The organism is Dictyobacter kobayashii (assembly GCF_003967555.1).
Taxonomy (GTDB): domain Bacteria; phylum Chloroflexota; class Ktedonobacteria; order Ktedonobacterales; family Ktedonobacteraceae; genus Dictyobacter; species Dictyobacter kobayashii.
The window spans coordinates 531,001-554,417 of the sequence record NZ_BIFS01000002.1; the positions used below are offsets into that span (position 1 = coordinate 531,001).

Annotated in this window: 22 protein-coding genes and 1 pseudogene; 10 read left to right on the forward strand and 13 right to left on the reverse strand. The window is 50.8% G+C overall.

The window, feature by feature from the left end; genetic code table 11:
• Positions 1-141 precede the first annotated feature (141 nt).
• The 4 genes from EL645_RS29055 to EL645_RS29070 all read right to left on the reverse strand — a co-directional run bounded on the left by EL645_RS29055 (position 142) and on the right by EL645_RS29070 (position 4,970).
• Positions 142-1,434 (reverse strand): ROK family protein, encoded by a 1,293-nt coding sequence (locus tag EL645_RS29055; protein ID WP_126555159.1) that lies wholly within the window; start codon positions 1,432-1,434, stop codon positions 142-144.
• 189 nt (positions 1,435-1,623) lie between these two features.
• A complete protein-coding gene (locus EL645_RS29060; RefSeq protein ID WP_170207752.1) occupies positions 1,624-2,562 on the reverse strand; it encodes an LLM class F420-dependent oxidoreductase in 939 nt (312 codons plus the stop codon).
• 442 nt (positions 2,563-3,004) lie between these two features.
• A complete protein-coding gene (locus tag EL645_RS29065) occupies positions 3,005-4,264 on the reverse strand; it encodes an MFS transporter (RefSeq protein WP_126555165.1) in 1,260 nt (419 codons plus the stop codon).
• Positions 4,265-4,319: 55 nt separating this feature from the next.
• Positions 4,320-4,970 carry an ArsR/SmtB family transcription factor gene (locus EL645_RS29070; protein ID WP_161977787.1) on the reverse strand — a complete coding sequence of 217 codons (651 nt, stop codon included), beginning with the start codon at positions 4,968-4,970 and terminating at the stop codon, positions 4,320-4,322.
• A gap of 1,098 nt (positions 4,971-6,068) precedes the next feature.
• Between EL645_RS29070 and EL645_RS43275 the strand changes: the two are divergent.
• Positions 6,069-7,192, forward strand: a pseudogene (locus EL645_RS43275) (S9 family peptidase).
• A gap of 155 nt (positions 7,193-7,347) precedes the next feature.
• Here EL645_RS43275 and mdlC read toward each other — a convergent pair.
• The 5 genes from mdlC to EL645_RS29105 form a co-directional block, all read right to left on the reverse strand.
• Entirely contained in the window at positions 7,348-8,931 is a 1,584-nt protein-coding gene (mdlC, locus tag EL645_RS29085) for a benzoylformate decarboxylase (protein ID WP_126555176.1), read from the reverse strand.
• Between the two features lie 645 nt (positions 8,932-9,576).
• Positions 9,577-10,485 carry an ABC transporter ATP-binding protein gene (locus EL645_RS29090; protein WP_126555179.1) on the reverse strand — a complete coding sequence of 303 codons (909 nt, stop codon included), beginning with the start codon at positions 10,483-10,485 and terminating at the stop codon, positions 9,577-9,579.
• A gap of 39 nt (positions 10,486-10,524) precedes the next feature.
• Positions 10,525-11,313, reverse strand: a complete 789-nt coding sequence (locus tag EL645_RS29095; protein WP_126555182.1) for a hypothetical protein — start codon at positions 11,311-11,313, stop codon at positions 10,525-10,527.
• The gene (locus EL645_RS29100) at positions 11,310-11,672 is read right to left on the reverse strand and encodes a hypothetical protein (RefSeq protein ID WP_126555185.1); all 363 of its coding nucleotides are present in this window, start codon (positions 11,670-11,672) and stop codon (positions 11,310-11,312) included. Before EL645_RS29100 ends, EL645_RS29095 begins: the two co-directional genes overlap by 4 nt.
• On the reverse strand, positions 11,636-12,055 hold the full coding sequence (locus EL645_RS29105) for a hypothetical protein (RefSeq protein ID WP_126555188.1): 420 nt from the start codon (positions 12,053-12,055) through the stop codon (positions 11,636-11,638). Before EL645_RS29105 ends, EL645_RS29100 begins: the two co-directional genes overlap by 37 nt.
• 230 nt (positions 12,056-12,285) lie before the next feature.
• On the opposite strand from EL645_RS29105, the gene EL645_RS29110 reads away from it, so the two are divergent.
• On the forward strand, positions 12,286-13,002 hold the full coding sequence (locus tag EL645_RS29110) for a response regulator transcription factor (protein WP_126555191.1): 717 nt from the start codon (positions 12,286-12,288) through the stop codon (positions 13,000-13,002).
• Positions 12,978-14,141 (forward strand): sensor histidine kinase, encoded by a 1,164-nt coding sequence (locus EL645_RS29115; protein WP_126555194.1) that lies wholly within the window; start codon positions 12,978-12,980, stop codon positions 14,139-14,141. The genes EL645_RS29110 and EL645_RS29115 overlap by 25 nt, the downstream gene beginning before the upstream one ends.
• A 169-nt stretch (positions 14,142-14,310) precedes the next feature.
• Here the strand turns inward: EL645_RS29115 and EL645_RS29120 are convergent, their stop codons facing one another.
• Entirely contained in the window at positions 14,311-15,318 is a 1,008-nt protein-coding gene (locus EL645_RS29120) for a LacI family DNA-binding transcriptional regulator (protein WP_126555197.1), read from the reverse strand.
• 334 nt (positions 15,319-15,652) lie between these two features.
• On the opposite strand from EL645_RS29120, the gene EL645_RS44640 reads away from it, so the two are divergent.
• The 6 genes from EL645_RS44640 to EL645_RS29145 all read left to right on the forward strand — a co-directional run bounded on the left by EL645_RS44640 (position 15,653) and on the right by EL645_RS29145 (position 20,521).
• Complete coding sequence (locus EL645_RS44640; protein ID WP_126555200.1) at positions 15,653-16,216, forward strand: extracellular solute-binding protein; 564 nt, start codon at positions 15,653-15,655, stop codon at positions 16,214-16,216.
• Positions 16,177-16,950: an ABC transporter substrate-binding protein gene (locus EL645_RS29130; RefSeq protein ID WP_281276482.1), complete on the forward strand. Its 774-nt coding sequence runs from the start codon at positions 16,177-16,179 to the stop codon at positions 16,948-16,950. Before EL645_RS44640 ends, EL645_RS29130 begins: the two co-directional genes overlap by 40 nt.
• A gap of 101 nt (positions 16,951-17,051) precedes the next feature.
• A complete protein-coding gene (locus EL645_RS41560; protein ID WP_218032116.1) occupies positions 17,052-17,489 on the forward strand; it encodes an ABC transporter permease family protein in 438 nt (145 codons plus the stop codon).
• Positions 17,443-18,003, forward strand: coding sequence for a carbohydrate ABC transporter permease (locus EL645_RS41565; RefSeq protein ID WP_218032117.1), 561 nt, complete (start codon positions 17,443-17,445; stop codon positions 18,001-18,003). Before EL645_RS41560 ends, EL645_RS41565 begins: the two co-directional genes overlap by 47 nt.
• Positions 18,000-18,839 carry a carbohydrate ABC transporter permease gene (locus tag EL645_RS29140; RefSeq protein ID WP_126555207.1) on the forward strand — a complete coding sequence of 280 codons (840 nt, stop codon included), beginning with the start codon at positions 18,000-18,002 and terminating at the stop codon, positions 18,837-18,839. Before EL645_RS41565 ends, EL645_RS29140 begins: the two co-directional genes overlap by 4 nt.
• A 227-nt stretch (positions 18,840-19,066) precedes the next feature.
• A complete protein-coding gene (locus EL645_RS29145) occupies positions 19,067-20,521 on the forward strand; it encodes an APC family permease (RefSeq protein WP_126555209.1) in 1,455 nt (484 codons plus the stop codon).
• Between the two features lie 123 nt (positions 20,522-20,644).
• Here EL645_RS29145 and EL645_RS29150 read toward each other — a convergent pair whose 3' ends face one another.
• Both EL645_RS29150 and EL645_RS29155 read right to left on the reverse strand, forming a co-directional pair.
• Positions 20,645-20,953, reverse strand: coding sequence for a nucleoside triphosphate pyrophosphohydrolase family protein (locus tag EL645_RS29150; protein ID WP_126555212.1), 309 nt, complete (start codon positions 20,951-20,953; stop codon positions 20,645-20,647).
• The gene (locus EL645_RS29155) at positions 20,954-21,967 is read right to left on the reverse strand and encodes a tetratricopeptide repeat protein (protein ID WP_126555214.1); all 1,014 of its coding nucleotides are present in this window, start codon (positions 21,965-21,967) and stop codon (positions 20,954-20,956) included. It abuts the gene before it with no gap.
• 264 nt (positions 21,968-22,231) lie between these two features.
• On the opposite strand from EL645_RS29155, the gene EL645_RS29160 reads away from it, so the two are divergent.
• On the forward strand, positions 22,232-22,528 hold the full coding sequence (locus EL645_RS29160; protein WP_126555217.1) for a hypothetical protein: 297 nt from the start codon (positions 22,232-22,234) through the stop codon (positions 22,526-22,528).
• A 52-nt stretch (positions 22,529-22,580) separates the two neighbouring features.
• Here the strand turns inward: EL645_RS29160 and EL645_RS29165 are convergent, their stop codons facing one another.
• Positions 22,581-23,201: a LysE family translocator gene (locus tag EL645_RS29165; RefSeq protein ID WP_126555222.1), complete on the reverse strand. Its 621-nt coding sequence runs from the start codon at positions 23,199-23,201 to the stop codon at positions 22,581-22,583.
• Between the last annotated feature and the right edge of the window lie 216 nt (positions 23,202-23,417).

A 23,417-nucleotide genomic window follows, 5' to 3' on the forward strand; every position in this document is an offset into this window, starting at 1 on the left:
AAAAGATTGCAAGGTACAGCTATGTTTCATTACATGGCTGCCTTCCTTGTTAAACAACTTGCTTACTATGACCATTTGCGTTTTACGTTAGATGATTAATTTCTTCCTTTCTCTCAGTTTTTAATACGTACAAAAATAGAATTAATGGGTATTATCAGCTAATAGAAAAGGTGAGCCAAAGACCTGGCGTAAGACCAGACAACCAGCGCCTTGTGCCCAGCGGGTTTCTGCTACTGCTTCGATCACGATTGATAGTTTCTCCCCCAGACTTGAAAATATATGTGCGCGCAATGCGCTATGCATGACCTCGAACATGAGCGGGTAACTATCCATATTTACACCGGTAAGAATAATACATTCGGGATTGAAAACATTCACCATGGTTGCCAGGCTGATGCCTAACAACTTACCAGCCTGCATAAAGATCCCAGCTAACCTGCCATCATCATCTGGTTGGGCACGATCATGGATCTGCGCAAGCGTTAATTCATCAGTATCTATCGATTCTGTCTGGAATAGTTCGCGATACGACATCAGCAAGCCATTGTCAGAGATGTAGGCCTCCAGGCAGCCACGATTACCGCAGGTACATTGACGACCTCCAGGAATACATGGCACATGCCCTAGCTCTCCCCCACCTCCGTGTGCCCCACGATACACTTCCCCATTCATCACCATCGCCATCCCAACTCCACGACCTAGCGTGACTACTAGAAAATGCTGATACTGTTTGCCGCGTCCAAATAACTTCTCATAGCATCCCAGGCAGTTCATGATGTTATCGGTATATACAGGCATCTGTAATTGTTGCGACAAGGGTTGTGCCACATCCAGTTGGTGCCAATCGTGAATCCAGTTGTCGATACTGCTCCCCGTATCTGCATTGACATATCCAGGCAAACCACAACCTAGACCTAGTATTCTGCTGCGAGAAACATTACATGTAAGAAGAAAGTCAGTCACGCCTTGCGAGATCCTGGTAACCACCTGGTTCTGATCACGCAGGTCAGCATGCCAGTTCGCGCTGTAAACGACTTCACCGCTCAGATTGAGGAGCGCAAGTGCAATGATATCCGCCTCGACCAGGCTCAATCCAATGACATACGCGCCTTCGGGATGCAAGTCCAGAAGTCCAGCTTTGCGTCCCACGCTTGAAGCGGCAGTCCCCTGTTCAATTACAAACTGCTCCTTGAGCAAATCCGCGGTAATACCTACAACAGTTCCAGTACTCAGACCCGATAGGGTTACCAGCTGGCTACGAGAAACAGGCGCGTGCAGACGAATCAGGTTCAGCAATGTGCTCTGATTGGCTTCACGCATAACCTTACGATCAACAGGTTTGACGGCTCTGACCATATTATCCCTTACAATTAATTCAATCAGTGATTGAATTAATTGTAAGGGATAATATGCACCTTTGTCAATGTCTATCATCCATTCATGCTCTTAATACCCATATACAAAAGCTGAGTGTTAACCTCATCCAGATGAATATTCTATGCTTTCATCAAAACAAAGAGGAACGCTTGAACATCGTTGTTTACGATGTTCAAGCGTTCCATTTGCTTGGCTCTATCTTATGATTTTACTAGCAGCATAATACATACAGATATGCCTATGTTGCTAGGCAATAAATTCTTTGGCAAAGCGATAGAGGGGAGTCAGATCGGTTGAGCTGGGGAAATCAATGATGATTTCATGGATGCCCATTTCTTCGAGAATGGCGATGCGCTGGCGAATCGTTTCTGGACTACCCACCAGTGAAAGTTCGTGGAGTCCGTTGCGAGCACCTTCTGGAACCAGGGCCAGGGCCTCTGCGTCGGTATCAGCAATCGAGCAATAGGCGCCAGTCGTGCAGTGGATGCTGCTGAAATCACGGCCAACGGTCTCACAATGTTGCTTCAACACGTCCAGTTTATGCTGCAGCGTCTGGCGATCTCCACCTACGTTACAGGCATCACCATACTGGGCGACCAGTTTTAGCGTTACCTTCTCACCACCACCACCGATCAGAATCGGAATGTGAGGTTTCTGCACGCCCTTTGGTTGGTTGATAGCGCCCCTGATCTGGTAATATTTACCTTCAAAGGTCGCCTCTTCTTGCTCCCACATGGCATGAATAACCTGCAATGCTTCGCGCAACATTTTCAGGCGCTCTGGTGCATCCGGGAAAGGATAGCCGTAGGCGCGATACTCATGCTCATACCAGCCTGCTCCGATGCCAAAGTTCAGACGACCATGGCTCAAGACATCCAGGGTACTGGCCATCTTTGCCAGCAGGGCAGGATTGCGATAACTGTTACAGGCAACGATCTGACCAATGCGCACACGCTTTGTATCGCGAGCCAGAGCGGCCAGGGACATCATGCATTCAAAGGTCACTTCCTGGGTGGGTTTTGGAACGGTATGAAAGTGATCAACTAACCAGACCGATTCAAAGCCTGTCTCATCGGCAGCTTTCGCTACATTGGTCATCGTCTCATAAGCATCGACGGGATCTTTGACATCCACCAAACTCATCTTCCAGCCATTGGGAAGAGAAATACCATACTTCATACACATCCTCTTTCATAAAAGATCATGCTTTTATCCAAATACTTACATACAACAATACGTCCTTGTGACCCCCATCAGATCCATCCCCACACGTTCTCACAATCTCACATCCTTTTGACTGCCCCGCTTGATTATAGCCCATACTCGCTCAGATCCTCAAGGGTAAAGGTTTACTATTCTCTTCTTTATACGAATCAAACCCACATAAAATATACTTATTTGAAACAATCTGAAATTACTTTTGCAATGAGATATATTTCATATTGCTCTCTTGCGTACGAGCGCGGATGCGCTCGGACTTGTTTATCGGAGGTACAAAATATGGGCGGCGGCCCATATTTTGTACCTCCGATGTTTATTAAACATAATTACTTAAGGCATGGTTCAGGCTTATTTTGGACCATGCCTTAAGTACAAAAAGAGCTCGGACGCCTCAGAGGAGGCCCGCTCATTCGCTTATATGCTGAGGGAGGTAGCGCTCTGCGTGTCCGAGGGGGGTGAAGAAGAAGCAGAGGGGAATTAACATTACCAGCAGGCCGGCAACACTATACACGAGCATCACGTTGTGGGTCTGGTTGATAATCACTCCACCTAACAGGGCCCCAAGCGGAATGGCAGACCATGCCAGTACGCTTGCAATGCTCATTACTCGTCCTAGCATGTGGTTAGGGACAATGGCCTGGCGTAAACTTCCGGTGTTGATGTTGAAGAGTATACCGCATCCCTGTAACAAGCCGACAAATATCAGCGCCAGCCAGAACCAGCGTGTGAAGGATAGGGCAAAGATAAATAGACCATCGCACATCAAGGCGATCAGCGCGACCTTGCTGAAGGGCCAGCGTTTCCGTAATCTGCCAGCTAGCAAGGCCAGCACAACCACACCAACACTGCCCGCGGTATAGAGGAAGCCGACCTGGGTATCGCTAGCGTGCAGACGTTCTTTGGCAAACAGGACTAGCTGTGCTCCCTGGGTGGCTGACACAAAGTTCACCAGCGCCATCATCAGGGAAATGTTTCGCAAGACTGGATGCCCCCAGACATAGCGTAAGCCTTCGATGACATCGCGTGCGATGTGTTTGCGCTCCGATGCTTCTTCGCGCTGACTGTTGAAACTGATGGCAACCAGTGCAATTGAAAGAGCCGACAATAAAAAGGAGAAGGCATCGAGGAATATGAGCCCGACCAGCGGCACAAAAGCAACCAGGATACCTGCCAGGACTGGACCCAGGATACTGGCCGCTGAATAGCTTGCCTGTATGCGCCCATTGGCTGTTACCAGATCACTCTGATCTACCAGGCTGGGAATGGCTGCGAACTCACCGGCATCAAAACAGATGCTCAAGGTCGAGCTCACAAATCCTACCGCGTATATCCACCATACCGAGAGCAGGCCAAATGCTGCCGCGAGCGGAATAGTCGAGATCACGACGGCACGCGCTATATCAACAAAGATCATCAATCGCTTACGGTCTACGCGATCTGCCCAGGCTCCCAGAAGCAGACCAAACAGCAGATATGGCAGCATATTGGCCGCAGAAGAGATGCCCAGGCTGAGCGCAGAGCCTGAAATAGTATAGACTAGCAGGGGTAATGCAAACATTGTTACCGAACTACCTAGATTTGAGATGGTCTGTCCGGTCCAATATTTCCAGAAGTCCCAATTTGGCTTTTTTACAGATACAAGTTTCTCATCCTGTTGAACGGTCATGCAGGCCTCCTATGCCTTCTTCAAGTTATCTGTCTACCAATTCAATTCAACAAATCTAGTCTGGTATGTCTATGTCCTGCTGCTCCTCACCCGGCTTTAGATTTTGCAAGTAAGGGGGTGACTGAAAGAGCGCGATCGATAATCCATAGACCTGCCCATCTGGATCGGGCTCAGCGGTAGCAAAATCATACGCTAGCTCAAACAAACGCCGATTAAACTCTTCTACTCGCTCACGCGACAAACGTGCATGCGGAAATCCTGTATGGCAAAATACATCCTGGGCATCTGCAGCCAGCGTATCTACTAGCTGTGCACGCGCCTGGGTCAGGAAATTCAGCGTCCGCTCCATACCTGAAGCGACTTCTGGCGGGAAATCAAAGATAAACAGGCGAGCGGTGCGCGTATAATACTTGGCCGTGATCCCATGCACTAACCGGCGCGCGACAACCTGGGCCAGCCCGGCGGCCTCCAATACCTGTAGATGGTGCCCGATGGTCCCGGCTGGAATCTTCAGGCGCGCACCAATCTGCTTGGCCGTCAACGGCTCATATTTGATGAGATCTAAAATACTCATACGGGTCGTATCCCCGAAGGCTTTAAATTGTTGCGCGCTATTAACCGTAAGCGTAGCGGGCAGTTCAGGCATCACGATTGCCTCACCATCCACCAGAGTGGTGTCAGCATACTTATCTTGTTCTGAGCTCATCCTACACCTATCGTACTGGCATTCCCCAACGTACGGCAATAATCGTACGTCCCAAATATACAATACATTAACAGCTATCTCCATGTCAAGGATACAACATGTATTCCAGGGCTTTTTACTATTCGTCTAGAGATCGCAGGGAGGTCGCGAGCCAGCGATACGATGGGCATTATTTCAGGTGTGGAGTGTGGTGTGGTGAGTGGCCGCGGCCACTTACCACACCACACTCCACCCTCCCAACCCGGCGCCGCAGGCGCCAAAGAGGAACATGAAAAAGCCCTTAAAAAATCTCCGGACTGGCGTATATGTTGCGCCAGTTGTAAAATTATGTAGCTTCTTTTGTTTAATTCATGATAGATATTAGAGGATGTTATGCTCAAAGAACCTCTCCTTGACGAAACAGCTCCCTGGAAACAGCGGTTTAACGCGTCTATAATATTTAGCGCCCGTATAGCAAGGGAGAATCCCGGACGGGGTATTGTGATCAGCAATCAGGCTAATCATGTTTTTCAGATATACAGTTGGGATGTCTCTACAAATACGATGACACAGTTAACCCACAAACCCGATGGACTGTTTGAAGTCGTTCTTTCTCCTGATGGACAGTATCTATATTATCTAGAAGACCAGGGAGGAAACGAAACGGGACATTTTTTACGCATCCCCTACGAAGGTGGTAATCCCGTAGATCTTACGCCAAATCTTCCGCCATATGTTGTATCGCAGGAGTCTACGCTCTATGGATTGACGATCAGTGGGTCAAGTCGTGTACTTGGTGGGGTTGTGGCCCACTCGAATGCCTATCATCTTTATTGCATTGAGGTGGGAGAGAAAGACCCTATCGGAGAACCACACCTACTGTATAGTAACCCGAAGTTGGCGATGAGCCCGGTACTTTCATATGATGGAGAAGTGGCAGTCATTGCTTCGACAGAGAGCACGGGAACACTTCAATATACCCTGATAGCATTCGATGTCAGAAGCGGCGAACGCATCGGCGAGTTGGAAGATGGTCCTGGGGCTAGCCTGGATCTATTCACTTTTTCTCCTGTGGCTGGCGATCTGCGTGTGCTGGCGACCAGCAATCGCAGTGGTAATATGCGCCCCCTGCTCTGGAATCCTTGTACAGGTGAACGTTATAATCTGCCCCTGGATGAACTGGAGGGTGAGATCAAGCCGTTGGACTGGTCCAGTGATGGCAAGCGACTCCTGCTCTGCCAGTTTCGACAAGCGGTGCAGCGCCTCTATATCTATAATCTGGAAAGCGGCGCTTTGCATGCACTTCAGCATCCGAGCGGTACTTATACACAGACCCATTTTGGACCTGATGACACCATCCTGACAACCTGGCAGAATGCTAATCATGCCGCCTGCATCATTGAACTGGATGAAAGGACAGGGCAGCAGAAACATATATTGATCGCGGCTGATACTGTTCCGGAGGGGCAGCCATGGAAATCGTTTACGTTCCCATCCACGGATGGCGAGACGATTCAGGGATGGCTCTGTGTGCCGGAAGGCGAGGGTCCATTTCCAACTATCCTGGAAACGCATGGTGGACCGAATGCCGTCACAGTTGAGCGATTTGATGCAGTGTGTCAATCGTGGGTGGACCATGGCTTTGCGTTTGCCTCGATTAATTATCGAGGTTCGACAACCTTTGGCAAGCAGTTTTTAGAGCAGATCTGGGGCAATCCAGGCGATCTAGAGGTTGAAGACATGGTTGGCGCACGTACGTGGCTGATTGAGCAGGGCATTGCTCGGCCAGACCAGGTTTTCCTTACTGGCCGGTCCTATGGGGGTATCTGACACTGCAGGCGCTGGGAAAGTACCCGAATCTCTGGGCAGGTGGTATGGGTGGCATCGCCGTTGCCGATCGCCTGGTGCAATATAAGTACTCGTCGGATAAACACAAGGGCTATCTTGCAGGCCTCTTCCGCGGTACCCCCGACGAAAAGCCAGACCAGTACAAGAAAAGCTCTCCAATCACCTACGTTGAACACGTGACCGCTCCGGTTCTACTTATCCAGGGTCGCAACGATACTCGCTGTCCCGCTCGCCAGATTGAGGTCTATGAAGAACTGATGCGCGCACAAGGCAAATATATCGAGATTCTCTGGTTTGACGCGGGTCACGGCTTCCGTTCAGCGGATGATAGAATCATGTCTCAGGAACGAATGTTGCGCTTTGCATATCGAGCATTAGGTTTTTTACCTTCCTAAATCAAAAACAGCAACAATAAACACGAATTGTACGTGCGAGGCTTTCCTCCAGTTTAATTCCTACCAGCCAGAAAAATCAATAATAATAATGCTATGCACCTGATCGATCCTGCATAGCATTATTATTATTATTGCTTTTCGCTCAGGGATGGTTTTTAAATGAGCGAGGAGCCTTTTTTATCTACGAGCACTTCGAGCACGGTGGGTCGTCCTGCCTGCAAGTGTTTCTGGATCGCAGGTGCCAGATCCTGGGGATGCTCGACACGTTGAGTTTCACAGCCAAACCCCCGGGCAATCTGCAAGATATCGATGCCAGGCAGGTCCAGCCCTGGAACCTTTTCACCGACCTGCTCAAAACGCGCAAAGGCTTTGAGGATGGCATAAGTTTCGTTACGTAATACGACAAAGAGAACAGGGAGCCGCAGTTGCGCAGCGGTCCACAGTGCCTGGATCGAGTACATGCTGGAGCCATCGCCAATTACGCAAGCCACTGTGCGCTCGGGCAGGGCCATCTTGACGCCAATGGCTGCCGGCATAGCATAGCCCAGTCCACCACTCCCGGTCAGATAGAAGCTTCCGGGACTGCTGGCCTTGATATACCTGCGCAGGATGCCGCTGGTGGATGGGGATTCGTCGAGGACAACGGCATCCTCGGGCAAGATCTGACTCAGAGTGTGCATAAGAAAAGCTGGTAGGATCGGTGTCTGGGCCGCCGGTACTTCGGGCGCGCGCAGTGGCTCGGGCTTTGCCCTCTCGGAACGCGTCAGTAGTGGCAATAACTGCTCGACCGTTAAGGCGATGTGTCCCACCAGGCTACGACCCACCCGGGTGCGGGCGGCCTCTTCTGGATCGTTGGTGATATGAATGACGGTGGTGCCTTCTTTCACGATGGGACCTGGCACATAGGGATAATAGTGGAAGACTGGTGCCCCTACGACCAGTACGGTATCATAGCCAGCCAGTTTTTCAGATGCCAGTTTAGCCGCTGGTGGCAGATCACCTTGGAAGAAAGGATGCTTATCCGGAAAACCCACGCGGCCTGATAACGGTGCGCGCCAGACTGCGGCGTTGGTGCGTTCGGCCAGCGCGATCATCTGCTCCCAGGCTCCATCTCGATCGGCCTCGGCCCCAACGACCAGCGCCAGTTTCTGGCTGGCTTGCAACTGCTTTGCAATCTCCTGCAGGGCAATAGGATCGGGTGCGATGCGCTGCGCGACCTCATGAAGGTCCAGCGGTTCCACCTCCGCATCCCAGTCATCCATCGGAATGGAAAGAAAGACCGGGCCTCGCGGCTGCTGGGTGGCCATATGATAGGCACGAACAATGGCAGCTGGCACATCTTGCGCCCGCGCAGGCTCATGGCTCCATTTAACATATGGTTTGGGTAGCTCGATAGCATCACGAGCAAAGAGCAGCGGCTCCAGAGCCATCATCTCACGCGTCTGCTGACCTGCCGTGATAATCAAAGGGCTACGATTATGAAATGCGGTCACGATATTGCCCATAGCATTACCTACACCGGGCGCGGTATGTAGATTGACCAGTGCCGCGTGGCCGCTGGCCTGTGCATACCCATCGGCCATCCCTACCACCGCCGCCTCCTGTAACCCCAGCACATATTGAAAATCCTCTGGATAATCGCGCAGAAATGGCAATTCAGTTGAACCTGGATTGCCAAAAATAGTTGTAAGCCCAAGCTGACGTAACAAACGAAAGGTCTCTTCACGCACTGTCGCCATGGTTTTTTCCCTTCCTGATAAATATCTTTCTCTTCCTTTCTTATTCTACCCCATGTATTAGAACTACTTATTCTTGTTTTTATGGTATGGGAAAAAAGTGCGTCGTGCGCACTTTTTTCCCATACCATAAAAACAGGTCGGGCACGTATGCGCACGCACAATACCGTTTAGATACGAAGAATTTGAGCTCGAACATGGGATTGGAGCTTGCTCCCCCTTTTCCCTTCCTGTACGAAAAAGCGACAAGAAAGACGATGCTCATAGGTTCGGGCCTCAGCGCCCGATTGCCGCCCCGGTAGGGCGGCCCGGTATCCCAGCACTCAAGCACCCCGTGGTATTTGCCCTTCCTTCACGCGGTGCCCAAACACGGACCATGCGTTTGGGCACCGCGTGGGTCGAGGTAGCGGTGACGAGAGACCGAGCGGCGAGGAGACCGGGCCCCACTACCGGTGGGCAATCGGGCGCTGAGGCCCGAACCTATGACATCTCTTTTCTTGTTGCCTGGATGCTCAAGGAAAGGGAGAGGGCTTGTCGTCCGATAGCAATCACCATGTTTGAGCTTTTCTTATCTCAACGGTATTGGGCGCACGCATGTAAGGAATGGTGTAGCTTTTAGCCTGGGTCCCATATGAATTGAGTCAGTCACTAATGCGGCAATGTTTTTAATCCTGTTTCTTGCTGCCCGCGCATTAACCAGAGATAGCTGTCTTCGAGGCCAGGCTCTACGGCAACCACAGATACGTCCCTTGTTTGTGGCGGACGGTCACCCACTATGCGATATTGCATCGCGCTACCCATGTTGATGGTGGAAACAACCTCAGCCGCGCCTTGAAATCTGAAGCCTGGCGGGGTCGTGACCAACCAGACCGAGCCACGCGCCTGCTGCAACATCTGGGCAATTGTCCCTTGAAAGGTGACCTGACCCTGGCGTAAAATCGCCAGGTGCTGGCAGGTCTGGGCGATATCTTCCACGATATGGGTGGAGAGCAAGACGGTACGCCTATCACCCAGATTGGAGAGCAGGTTGCGGAAACGGATACGCTCTTCCGGGTCCAGGCCAGCCGTAGGCTCGTCGACAATCAGGAGTTGGGGATCGTTGAGGAGGGCCTGGGCGATTCCGACCCGGCGTTTCATGCCGCCGGAGAAGGTTTTTAGTTTGCGCTGCGCGACCGAGGTCAGTGCTACCATCTCCAGCAACTCCTCAACGCGCTGTTTGCGCGCCTTGCGGTCTTGTAACCCTTTGAGGATGCCGATGTAGTCCAGGAATTCACGTGCGGATAAATCGGGATACATGCCTAGATCCTGCGGCAGATATCCCAATATCTGCTTTACCTGTGTGCGACCTTCTTCTGTGGTCACATCAATCTCACCGATACGCATGCTGCCGCTGGATGGACGCAGAATGCCAGCCAGGATGCGCATAAAGGTTGTCTTTCCTGCCCCATTTGGCCCTAGTAGTCCATACATTCCATGCGGGATCTCCAGATTCACGCCTTGCAAAGCCTGGACCTTACCACGATAGGTTTTGGTCATATTCTCAATGATGATATTCATGCCTTTAATGTCCTTTTCAATAGATTTGCGGCCATCGTTTTAATGCCATTGTTGCCATTTCAGCCAGCGTCCCAGTAGCAACATCACCAGCGCGGCAATACTTACCAACACAATCATGCTGGCGACCGCTGCTAAAGGAGGGGTGATCCCGAGCAGGTCGGTGTTGACACCAAAGAAGCCGTTGGCAATCAGTGCGCCTGAGGGTGTGAGGATAGTACGACTCAGGGTTGGTAGTACCTGCTGCTTGAGAAACAGATTGCCCCACAGCCAGTAGCCGGCGAAGAGAAATTGATAGAGTGGCAGCGGCATGACCATCGGGCAGGCCAGGGAGAAGGCAGTGACAAATAAGATGCCTGGCAGGGCCACCAGCAGAAAAGCACCTATGAACAATGGTATGACCAGCACATTATGGGATGCGACCAGGATATGACCCTGAAAAAAGCTAAAGACTATCAGTAGCGGCACCAGGGTAGCCGCCAGCGAGCCGACATATTTTCCCCATAAACGACGCTGCACGGGAGCCCGCATGGTATTGAAGAGCTCATCCACTTTAACGCGTCGATCCCGCACCAGCCGATCTGCCAGCAAACATCCTACACAGAGGGGCAACAGTAATTCTCCACTGGCCACCGAGTCTACAACAGTGTAGATCAATGAATGCGTGGCCAGTTCCTGCTGTGTGGTCGCAAAGAGACTCGGTCCTCCTCCCATGACAAAGTAGCCATAGGTCGCCAGCAACCCGAAAAAGATCCAGAGCGAAGGACGACGTAGCTGCATCGAAAATTCATAGCGGCAAATGCCGAAAAATTGAGCCTGTGCTGAACTCATTCGGTCGTTGTTCCTTTCAAAAGATGTTCTGTATGCTGCAGTAAAAACCAGCCAGCCAGCAATAGGAGGAAGGCCATAGCGAGTTGTTCAAGATGTGGTATGAGCCAGACGAGCTGAAAATACCAGGCTGGCAGGGAAACAGTATCGCCTTGATAAATCCACATGACGGTCGGAAACATATAGAACGCTCTGAGCCAACCATTGTCATGAAAAGGTCCCCAGTAGAGGAGCTCAATTAGCCAGAGAGCGGCCAGGATCGCTCCATTAACGACGCTGTTGATGGTGATAATGGCGATGCACATGCCTGCACCCACAAACCAGGTCAAAGGGCCAGCCAGATCAGTTGGGAGATAAACCATTGCGCGACCAGGGGCCAGGCCAGCAGGTACCTGGGCAAAAACCAGAAGTGCTGGAGCGACATGCTGCTGATCAATAAGCAGCAGACACATGCGTAAGCCAGTATGAGTAATAACATGCGTTGCAGCACTGTTTTTCGATAGGCTTGCGCGACCGTGAGGTGCAATTCGAGCGCTGGTTCACGCACAACGATGGAGCCCGCGATAACCCCGGCGGCCAGCGGTAAAAAGACTTCTGCAAAACCCAGATAGGTACGACCGATATTTTCTTTCCAGCTTGACTGCAGCAGTGCAAAAAGCATGCAGGCCAGCATCAATACTACCGGAGCAAGCAGCAGGGGCTTCCAATGCAGTTTCCATTCATAATATAATCGATCAATAAACATGTATTTCTCCATGATCATTTTTTCTGAAGCAAAGTATTGCTACAACCATCCTTATCCTAAACTGCATTTATCAACAGAAGCTAAACTAAAAAAGTCTTTGGGATGGTTTAAGGAAAGTTTTGAAATTGTTTATTTTTTGTCGCTATGCTTGCTGGTAATGTAGATATGCTGTGCCGTGGTTTATGGTAAAGGCAAAGCAGTAGCAGATTAGAAAGGTTTAGCCAGTGTCGGTGGCAAAGAATGAAACAGGCAACACGATTCTTGTTGTAGATGATGAAGATCAAATCATTCAATTTGTAAGCGATGCCCTGGAGGATGAGGGCTATGTCGTTTATACTGCCTTTGATGGTGAGCAGGCGCTACAGTTGGCACACAAATATGCTCCGGACCTGATCATCCTTGATATTATGTTGCCCGGTTGTGATGGCTTCGCGGTCTGCCGGCAGTTGCGCGCAGAGCGGGATATTCCCATTCTCTTTCTCAGTGCCAGACAAAGCGATGTCGATAAGATTCAGGGCTTTAGTGCTGGCGCGGATGACTATGTGATGAAGCCATTCAGCATTAGAGAACTGGTTGCGCGCGTTGAGGCCCACTTACGCCGCCAACGTCGCGAGCAACAAAAAGCATCCCAAAGTAGATCGCTACGCTATGGACAGCTGGTGATTGATCTGAGTGCCTACGAGGTACACTATGCTGGCGAGCCACTGGCGTTGACCCGCAAGGAGTTCGAGCTTATTCAGTTGCTGGTCTTGCATCCTCACCAGGTTTTCTCGCGCGACCTCCTCTACGAGCGTATCTGGGGCATGGATGCATTGGGCAATACGGATACCGTCACAGAACATATCAAACGCCTGCGCAGGAAGCTGGCACAACTTGACCCGCACACCGAGTATATCGGTACGGTCTGGGGAGTAGGATATAAATGGGATCTCAACACATCAGTATAAAAGGATTTGCGGCGCGTCCTCGCCACTCTGGCTTCAGGCGCCTGTTTATCTGGTATTTCCTGGGTATTTTAGCGCTCGCTTTTATCATTACCGCTGGCCTTGAATTGCTAGGCATCCTCCTGATCGCCCTGAGCGTTCAATATACCTCGATCTTTAGTCATAATCGCTTCCTGCAATATCTGGCTGTACTTGTACTCATTGCCTTGCCTTTTAGCGCATTGCTTGGGGCCTGTTTATTTTTCGCCTGGCGGCTGGAGCGCAAGATTAGCCAACCCGTCGGTGAATTGATGGCGGCAGTGGAGAAGATTTGCCAGCAGGATCTGAATTTTTCGATCCAGTATCAGGCCCCTAACCAGCTTGGTGATCTCTGTTACGCCTTTAATGAATTGCGTAACGCCTTACAGGCGTCCCTGGAGCGTGAGTGGCGTAAGCAGGAGGAGATACGCACAATGATCGCCACCCTCTCGCACGATCTGCGTACACCCGTGACAATTATCCAGGGGCACATCGAGGGACTGGCGCGTGCCGGTGCAGGTGAGAAGCGCAACCAACGCCTGGAACGCTATCTCCCCGTGCTGGAAGCCAGCAGCCAGCGTATGTCCCTGCTGCTCAATGATATATTGCTTGTCTCCGCGCTGGAAGATGCTAACTTTACCATCCAGCCAGAACAGGTAAAGCTGGAAGATGCGCTGGCCTGTAAAGCGCAGGTGTATGCGCTACAGGCCTCTACGCATGAAATCACGTTCGCATATGCATATCAGCGCGCCATAGATCTTCCCCAGCAGGTTACCCTTGATCTCCATCGGCTTGAACAGATACTGGACAACCTGGTTGAAAACGCGCTACGCTATACACCCGCCCACGGAACCATTCACCTGACCTGCACACACTTACAGGACACGCTCTCGCTCGCCCTGCACGATAGTGGCGCAGGTATCGCGCCGGAGGATCTTCCCCATGTATTCGAGAAATTCTATCAGAGTCCGCTTCAAAAAGGACACAAAGGCGCCGGGCTTGGTCTCTATACCTGCAAGCAACTTATTGAGAAAATGGGGGGCACCATCTCCATCCAGAACCATCCTGCCGGCGGCTGCGAAGTCACCGTTGTGCTCCCGACATGGACGCAAACACCCATCTAAAGCAATATAAGATTCCATATATATCCCCTTGGGTCAATACGTTTCACTTAACGCTTCATGAGAATGAAAGCAACCCAAAACACGACCTGTACGTGTGGGGCTTGCCCCCACTTTTTCCACACGAAAAATTAACAAGAATAACGATTTGCAAATATTGGATCAGGATGCATCAACGCTTACTGGGACCTGAGCTTTGCCTGATGATCAGGGAGGGTTTGAGGAGTAACTGGGTCGCTATCTGTTCGCCTTCTAGCTGCCTGATCAGCATATCCGCACCGATACGCCCCATTTCCTTATAGGGGAAATCGATGGTGGTTAAAGCCGGTGTGGTCATCTCGGCCACACTGGGAGAGAGAATACCCATTAATGAGATGTCCTCGGGAATCTTCAGTCCGCGATCATAAATGGCCCGCGTAATACCTCCGTTGATCCAGGCGTTCGAAGTGATAATGGCCGTAGTGGCAGGATTTTCTGTCAGTGCAGCCAGTACAACTTCATATCCAGCCTGGGCGTTGGACTCGCAAGGATAGACGATACCGCACAAATTATGCTGCTCGGCCGCATGCATAAAAGCTTCATGTGAGCGTATAACATAGCCAGCGCCCATTTCATAAAGCTTAGAGGAATGATTAATAAAAGCGACATGTTTATGTCCAAGACCTGCTAAATAATCAACACACATATGCAAGGCGTAATCAAAATCCATATCGACAAAGTTGATACCAGTATTGTCGCGGCAGTGGCCAATTAGCGTAAAAGGATAATTTTGCTTTTTCAGCATTTCGACACGGGGATCATCTAAACGCACCTCCATTAAAACCAGGCCAGCGATAAAACCTTGCTGTATCATGCGCAGAACCGCTCCGTCATCATCCGATGGGGTCCAGAGCAGCAGGCCATAGTTTTTGCTACTGGCAACTTCTACGATGCTGGAAATAAATTCAAAATGTGGTTCTGGTAAGGAAGTAGAGACTTTTGGATAGAGCAGGGCAATAGTTCTGGTGCGCTTGGTAGCTAGCGCCCGTGCCAGCGCATGTGGCTGGTATTCTAACTCGGCTATCGCATCCAGAACTCGCTGACGTACTTCCGCGGAAACCGGACGCTTGCCACTGAGTGTATGCGAAACGGTGCTCAATGCTACACCGGCCCGCTTCGCTATATCTGCCATCGTTGGCATAATATACACCTTCTTGTTTTTATTCTTTTCTCGAATTGTACTTTATCAAAGCGCTTTGATAGTATTGTATCCAGCTAATTTGACAGCTGTCAATCCTCTTCAAATCATTACATAAAACGTTAACTTTTCCTATTGACAAGCGCGCAAATCATACCCTACAATACTATCAAAGCGCTTTGACTATCATTTTTTTACTTCAATCTCATTCTGATCAGACTACCTTTCCAGAAAGGATATCCTTTTTCAACTGAAGAATAGAGATATATATCTCTATATCGTTCTTTACTGCTTCCCAACAGTACAACCATCGCGGTTAATCCAAAGGAGGATTTCCATGGTTTCTGAGCAGCAAGGCAATCTGGATACCCTGGTCAATGCACTCCAAACAGGACGCATGAAGCGTCGCTCATTTCTAGAACGTGCTCTCGCCCTTGGGCTTAGCGGTAGCGCAGCCGCTTCTCTCCTCGCTGCCTGCGGCGAAACTTCTTCTACACCCAGCAGCAACAATCCTGTTACCCTGACATTATGGGACTATTTTAACCCTGCTGGCACTGGCTATCTGGCCTTGATAAAAGACTACATGAAAGCCAATCCTGCCATTAAAATTCAGCGTACGACGATTCCTTTCGCCGACCTGAAACAGAAGATTATCCAGGGAGCTGCCGCACGGCAGTTGCCTGATATTATTGTGATTGATAATCCTGATCATTCCGCCTTTGCCTCAATGGGCATTCTGGCCGATATTATCAGCCAGGTGACAAGCTGGGGTCAGACCAATGAGTATTTTCAGGACCCTGGAAATCCACAGTCTGGAAGGGTAAGAACTATGGCATCCCGAACAATAGTAATTGCCTGGCCCTGTATTACAACAAAGACATGTTTAAACAGGCCGGAGTAACTCCTCCTACTAACTGGGATGAACTGCGTAGTGCTGCGGCTAAACTGACCAGGAATAATGTTTATGGCCTTTCGATGTCGCTGGTGAAGAGTGAGGAGGGTACGTTCCAGTTTTTACCGTTCGTCTGGGAAGCGGGGGCGGATCTAGATAGTATCGATAGCCCTCCGGCTGTCAGCGCTCTGCAACTGCTCGTAGACCTGATGAAACAGGGCCAGCTTTCGCGCGAAAGTTTGAACTGGACACAACAAGATGCGATTACACAGTTTATTAGCCAGAAGGCCGCAATGTGTATTAATGGTCCCTGGAATCTGCCACCAACCAAACAAGGGGCAAAGTTCCAGTGGGGCGTGGTGCCATTACCGAAAGGGACTCAGGCAGCCTCTATCCTGGGCGGCGAAAACTGGGCCATCGCGGCCACTAGCTCACATGTGCAGGAGGCCTTCGATTTCTTGAAGTGGACCCAGACACCTCAACCACTGAAGAATTATATTGTGACCGATGTACGCCTGCCTAGCCGCAAGGACCTGGGAGCAGACCCGGTCTTCCAGCAAGATCCCAATCTGGCGGTATTCGTCACAGGATTAGCTTCAGCCAAACCACGTGCCTACGGTCCCAATTATCCTAAAATTTCAAATGCTATTCAACAAGCCTTCCAGTCGGCGCTCAGCGGTCAGCTTACAGCTGATGTGGCGCTCAAACAGGCGTCAGGTATTATTAAGCCGTTACTCTCGTAGCTTTTGATCGAGGAATAGACGTTACTGGTCGGTGCAAATCATTGATTGGTTGACCAGTATGTCTATTCCTCTCATCCAGTCTTTAACGGAGTCTTCCTGCTATGTCTACGACAGTAAAAGTTTCGCCCCAAACTTCTAGAACACCTGCGGTCAAGCCATCCAGATGGCATGTACGTCGCCGCGCCCTCGGTCCCTATCTTTTCCTGCTCCCTGCCCTGCTCTTCCTGGCTATCTTTTTACTCTATCCAATCATCACCATGTTGCTATTTAGTTTTGAGCAGGTCAATGTTGGCAGTTTGTTAACCGGAATCATGCCTTTTGTGGGATTGGATAATTATCATACAGCCCTGGCAGACCCTACTTTTATCCAGTCAGTCAGTACCTCGCTCACTTTTACAGTTGCTTGCCTGGTCTTTCAATTTACCATTGGCTTTTTGCTGGCATTGCTCTTTCAACAGCGCCTGCCACTGGTTGGTGATGCGTGCCCTGGTCATGATTGCCTGGATGTTGCCTATCGTGGTCAGTGGCACCATCTTTAAGTGGATGCTGCAAAGTGATTCGGGCATCATCAACTATGGACTTGAGAGCATTGGCCTGATCCATCAACCAATTCAGTGGTTGACCGATCCTCACCTGGCGCTCTGGGGCATAATCATTGCCAATGTCTGGATTGGTATTCCGTTCAATATGTCACTATTGCTGGCCGGCCTTCAGGGTATCTCGCCATCCTTATATGAGGCAGCCCTGGTGGATGGAGCCAATAGTCTGCGCCGCTTCTGGCATATTACCTTGCCTCTAATACGTGCAACCAGTCTGATTGTGCTGATGCTCGGCTTTATCTATACCCTCAATGTCTTTGACCTGGTCTATGTTCTGACTGGTGGAGGTCCCGTCAATTCAACTGAAGTCTTACCTCTTTATGCGTACCGGATCGCCTTTGGCCAATTTGATCTGGGTACAGGCGCGGCCGTGGCTACGCTGATGCTGCTCTTGCTGCTAGTTGTCAGCGCTATCTATCTCTTCTTTACTCAACGAGAGGAGTCTTATGCATGAATACTTTCCAGCGACCTGTACGCACAACACTCCTTACGGGAGTGGGCCTTCTCGCAACAGCTCTGATGGTCTTTCCCTTGTACTGGGTAGTAGTAACCTCGTTGAAAAATACCACAGAGATATTCCATACGCCCCCGACCTTTGTGCCGGTACATATCGATTGGACATCGTATCTGGACAATTTTGTGCGCAATGGGGATGTCTGGCGCTATATGGGCAATAGCCTGCAAATCGCGCTGGGCACGATGTTGCTCAGTCTATTGCTGGCCGCGCCAATCGCCTATGGCCTGGCGCGTCTGCCCATTAAGGGGCGCAATATTATTCTGTTTACGCTGCTGGTCTTGCAGATGTTTCCCAGTATCATGTTAGCGGTTCCACTGTTTGTAATGTTTTCGCGCATTGGCCTGGTTAATTCTATTATTGGCGTGATCCTGGCCATCACTACACGTACCTTGCCCTTTGCTGCCCTGGTGCTCCGCCCTTACTTCTTGAGCCTGCCGCGCGACCTGGAGGACGCCGCCTTTATCGATGGCTGTAGTCACTGGGGAGCCTTTGCGCGCATCATCCTGCCGCTTTCACGCCCCGGACTGCTAACGGTGGCGGCCCTGACCTTCTTGATGGGCTGGAGCGATTTCCTCTTCCCACTTTCGTTGATTACAGATGATACCAAGCGGCCACTTACCCTCGGTATCTATAAATTTATCAGCGAGTATGGTGTGCGTTGGAATGACCTGATGGCCGTTTCGGTGGTGGCAGCCATTCCGATCCTGATTGTTTTCCTCTTTGCGCAACGCTATATTACCTCCGGCCTGATCGTCGGCGCCGTCAGAGAATAAAATACACGATTCATTTCAAAAACTTTCTTTGGCACAAACATATGTTATTATTTTTAGAGCACGTCTGATTTCCCTACATACCCAGGATCTCCAGGCATGACTTTTCGCACCTTCGGCGCTTGAATTATGTTGTTGTCAGCAATGTGCCGAGCACATTGCTGACAACAACATAAGAAAAAAGGTCTCGGGCGCGTCAGCGTCCGCATACAGATGAAAGAGGCAGTTCCATGAGCACACATGATGAATCCCCATCTATCCCTCCGGTTGAGGACAAATCTTTGGCTCAGGTTACTACTCCTCGCCTTGAGCGTGGAGCCTTGAAACTGGTCGATATCGCCACCTCTACGATGGCCAATATCGCTCCCGCCATGAGTTTCTTCTTTAGCTCTGCTTTGATTGTCCAGGCTGCGGGCATCGCTTCTCCCCTGACGATTGTGCTAGCGGCGGTAGCTATTGCGCTCCTGGGAAATACGCTGGCTGAGTTTTCGCGCGCGATTCCCTCCACCGGTTCCTTTATTACTTTTATTGGCAAGACCTTTGGGCCGGTGATGGCGGTTACCACGACAATTGTGATTGCCGTGGGTTATATTATCGCGATGGCCTCAGTGATCGCCATCTCAGGCGGCTGGACCCAGATGATGCTGCAAAAATATATCGGCATCAATATTCCCTGGCAACTCTTAACATTGATATTTGTGGCCATTGTCTTCTTCTTGATGGTTCGGGGCATTCATCTCTCGACGCGCTGGGCTGGCTACTTTTTCCTGCTAGAGATGGCTGTATTGATACTGGTCTCGGTCATCGCGCTGATCACCAATGCCTCTCACCTGTCGCTGGCCCCCTTCAATCCCGCTAATATGAGCAATGGCTTGCAGGGACTCGGCCTGGGCTTTCCGATCGCGGTCTATTTGTTTGTGGGTTGGGAGAACTCTGCTGCGCTGGCGGAGGAGACCGACGATCCGCGCCGGAATGTGCCACGGGCCATCTTTTCCAGCGTACTGTTGATGAGTTTAAGCTATCTGCTATTTTCCTATGCTATGGTGGTGGCCTTTAATTACAATGTCAAAGACTTATCTGCGGCGCAGGTGCCCTTTGTGACGGCGGCAGAGAAGATCTCAGGTATCCTGGCGCTACTGGCCTATATCGCTGGTTTTACCTCAACCATGAGCGCAATGATCGCGGGCTCGAATTCGCAGTCGCGCCTGATCTTTAATGCGGCCCGCGAAGGTCTGCTGCCATCGGTGCTGGCCACGGTACATCGTACCAGGCGTACGCCCTGGGTGAGCTTCTTGCTCTTCTTTGTGATTGGCCTGGCAATCGTCTATATCTTCGGCTGGAGTATTGATCCGGTTACCTTCTTTGGCGAGATCAGTACGCTCGGCACCATTCTGATCGCCCTCACCTATCTGGTATCGAATATCGCGCTCCCCGTCTACTACAGGCGCTATCATCCAGAACAGTTCTCAATATTGAAGCATCTCATACTGCCGATCCTTGGTGTTTTCGCCATCGGTTTCCCGCTCTGGGGACTGATAGCACCAGGACAGGAGGCACCGTTTAATATCTTTCCCTGGATCAGTCTGGGTATCATTGTAGCTGGCCTTATCTATGCGTTGATCTTGACGCGCCGTGATCCCAACCTGGGAGAGCGCGTCGGCTCAATCGTGGCGGATCGCGAATAACGAGGCTCAGTCCATACTTGATAGCCAAATGGGATGGCAGCTTTCTCGGTTGCTATCCCATCCCAATAAGAACTTATTATTCAGCTTATTTGCAGCCTTTTTGCACAAACTTGTGCGCGACCCTTACTTTTTGAGCCTGCTCAGCCATTTGTTGGCGACCTCTTTTTCCAGGTCAACGCCATTATACCTGGCTAATAGCAGTAGCTGGCAGAAAACGTCGGCGACCTCGGCGTTGAACTCAGCTTGAATTTCTTCTGTTGTTTTGCCTTTTGTGCGCGCCTTCCCTGTGAGCATCAGGTAGGATTGAATTAGTTCGCCCACTTCTTCCTGTAGTTTGAGCACAAACCAGCTTGCATCACGCTCAATATTAAATGCCTCAGCATAGATTTTTGAGACCTGCTCTACGCTTTCTGCTATCTCATTTACATCCATCTATTTCTGCTGCTCCTGTTTTTTTGTGCTTGCCTGGTTATCAGCGCGCTCCGTGAGCTGTTGCAGGGCAGCATTGGCTTGCTGGATAGCATAACCAAGCCCAATCTCCTGCGCTAGCTGATGGGCCTGCTCATAATAAGCTCGGGCCTGCATTTTATCGCCACGCGCCTGGCAAATGCTGCCAAGATTAGATAAAGCAAAGATATGTGCTCGTGTGACATGCATGCTTTGCGCCAACTCAAGTGCTTTCCGCGCATGCTCGCTGGCCAGATCCAACTTGTGCTGTTCAAGATATACATCCGACAGTGCCACATGGGCAAAGGGAATGGATAGCTGCCTCCCTGACTGCTCGGCTGTGTGCAAGGCCTCACTTAAATATTGCTGGGCCTCGGCTAGCTGGCCATCCCTTAAGGCATGAAATCCCAGGTGGCGCAGAGCCTCGGAGGCTTCGCCTGGATGGTTGTGCTGCCGGGCTAGCTGGAGGGCCTGTGTATAGTAGACATGGGCCTGCTCTGGCTGATCAATGATATCTTCAATCAGGCCCAGGTGGAAAAGGCTTTCGCTAATGCCACGCTGATCTTGCAATGCCTGCCGTCGCTCCAATGCCTCTTGAAAATATACTTGCAATAATGATGGATCGCCCTCACGCCGGTTAGAGGCTGCTACGTAGCCAGCAAAACCAATGCTATCCACCGCATCGGCGATCAATGGCTTATCATCTAACTGCACGGCCAGTCGCCTGGCTTGCTGGAGTAGCTCCACCGCTTCGTCTTCGGGAGCATTTTCATACTGCGTCTTACGAGTCAACATCTGGCCATAATGCAGTAGGAACTGCGCCTGATCGTGTAAGGTCACCTCCGGCATAGCGAGGAGCGGCCTGCCAGCCTGAAATATGTGTAACGCCTGCTCCAGACGACCGGTCATATAGTAAGTACTGGCGATGCCCTCTAACGCCTCCAATACCTTGCCAAATTGCGCCGGCAAAGCTTCTTGCCACTGATTCTCTTGCGTCATGCGCCCTTCCTTCCTTTTCGGCGTTCCAAAACTTCGAAATTCTCTGAAAAGAGTATAGCAGATTATCCACGCTCCCACCTTCAACTTTCCGCTTCTCTTATCCCCCCGGCGACGATGAACGGAACCTGCATAGACAGCACTTGAGTGCTCCTCAAAACACACACGAGGGTTCGCCTCCATGCTGTGCTTATGGTATGCTTTTAGCGGTTGGAAGCTGACAGTTCTTCCAACGCAGACATCATTATACAAAGTGAGGCAGACATTATGGCCGATATGAATTTAACCCTAAGGCGGCCCAGCGCTTTTTTGCCAGTCACAATGTCGCTGGTTGCGCTAACAGTTGTACTCATTCACGTTGCTCTATTAGGCGTTACCCATGAGGTCGATGAGGGCGCTGCCGCCCATATCTGGCAGCTACTCATGGCCGCGCAGATACCAATCACGGCGTTCTTTGTCATCAAGTATTTACGGCAAAAGCCAAAGCAAGCGCTGCTGATCCTCGCACTCCAGGTTGTTGCTGCGCTTATGGCTTGTGCGCCTGTTTTCTTCTTCAAGTTATAATTCATCCCGGCGAAAAGTTTATTTCTCTATTTTATACAAAAATATAATCTTTTTATCGGTTGAGCCCGATCAGGGCGACCACACCAAATATGGTGATGACCAGACCTGAGATGCGGTTGATCCAGAGCAACCATCGCGGTGTGAAGCGCCCGCGCACCAGGCTGACGCCGCCGGTTAATAGCAACCACCAGAGGGCCGAGCCGAGAAAGACGCCGCCAACGACCAGCAGGGCGGTCACAAAATTGCTATTCCCACTTCCTATCCCTAAACCTGCAAAAATGGCTGCAAAGGATAGGATCGTCAGGGGATTGGTCAGGGTCAGCAGCAAGGTGGAGAGATAGGCACTCAACCAGCCACTGGCCCTGGCTGCCGCTGCGGCGTGTTCCGCTGGCCTGGTGAGCAGGGTCTTGATGCCTAAATAGATCAAGAACAGGCCACCGATGATGCGAATCCAGCCCTGCTGGTGCACCAGGAAACTGGCGATCACGGTCAAGCCGAAGCCAGCGATGCAGCCATACAAGCCATCGGCGGTGGCTACGCCCAGGCCAGACACAAACCCGTAGCGAAAGCCTTTGTGCAGGGTGCGCTGAATACACAATACACTCATCGGTCCAACCACGGCGGCCACGGATAGGCCAATCAGCAAGCCACGTAACAGAAAACTGGTCTCCATCTTTCTCTCCTCATAAACCAGGCGTGCTTACACACAAAAAAGCCGCCGGACCTGCGTGGGAGGTCTGGCGGCTTTGAGCGTTTACTTCTTGTTTTTGATCAGGAAGTGCAGAGCATGCGCAGCGAACCATACCTCCAATGGAGTTGGTTTTCTTGCTGCTGTTGCGCTGTCAGGCGCATGTCGTAGCGGTAGTTTTCAGATCTATGCATGCGTTTT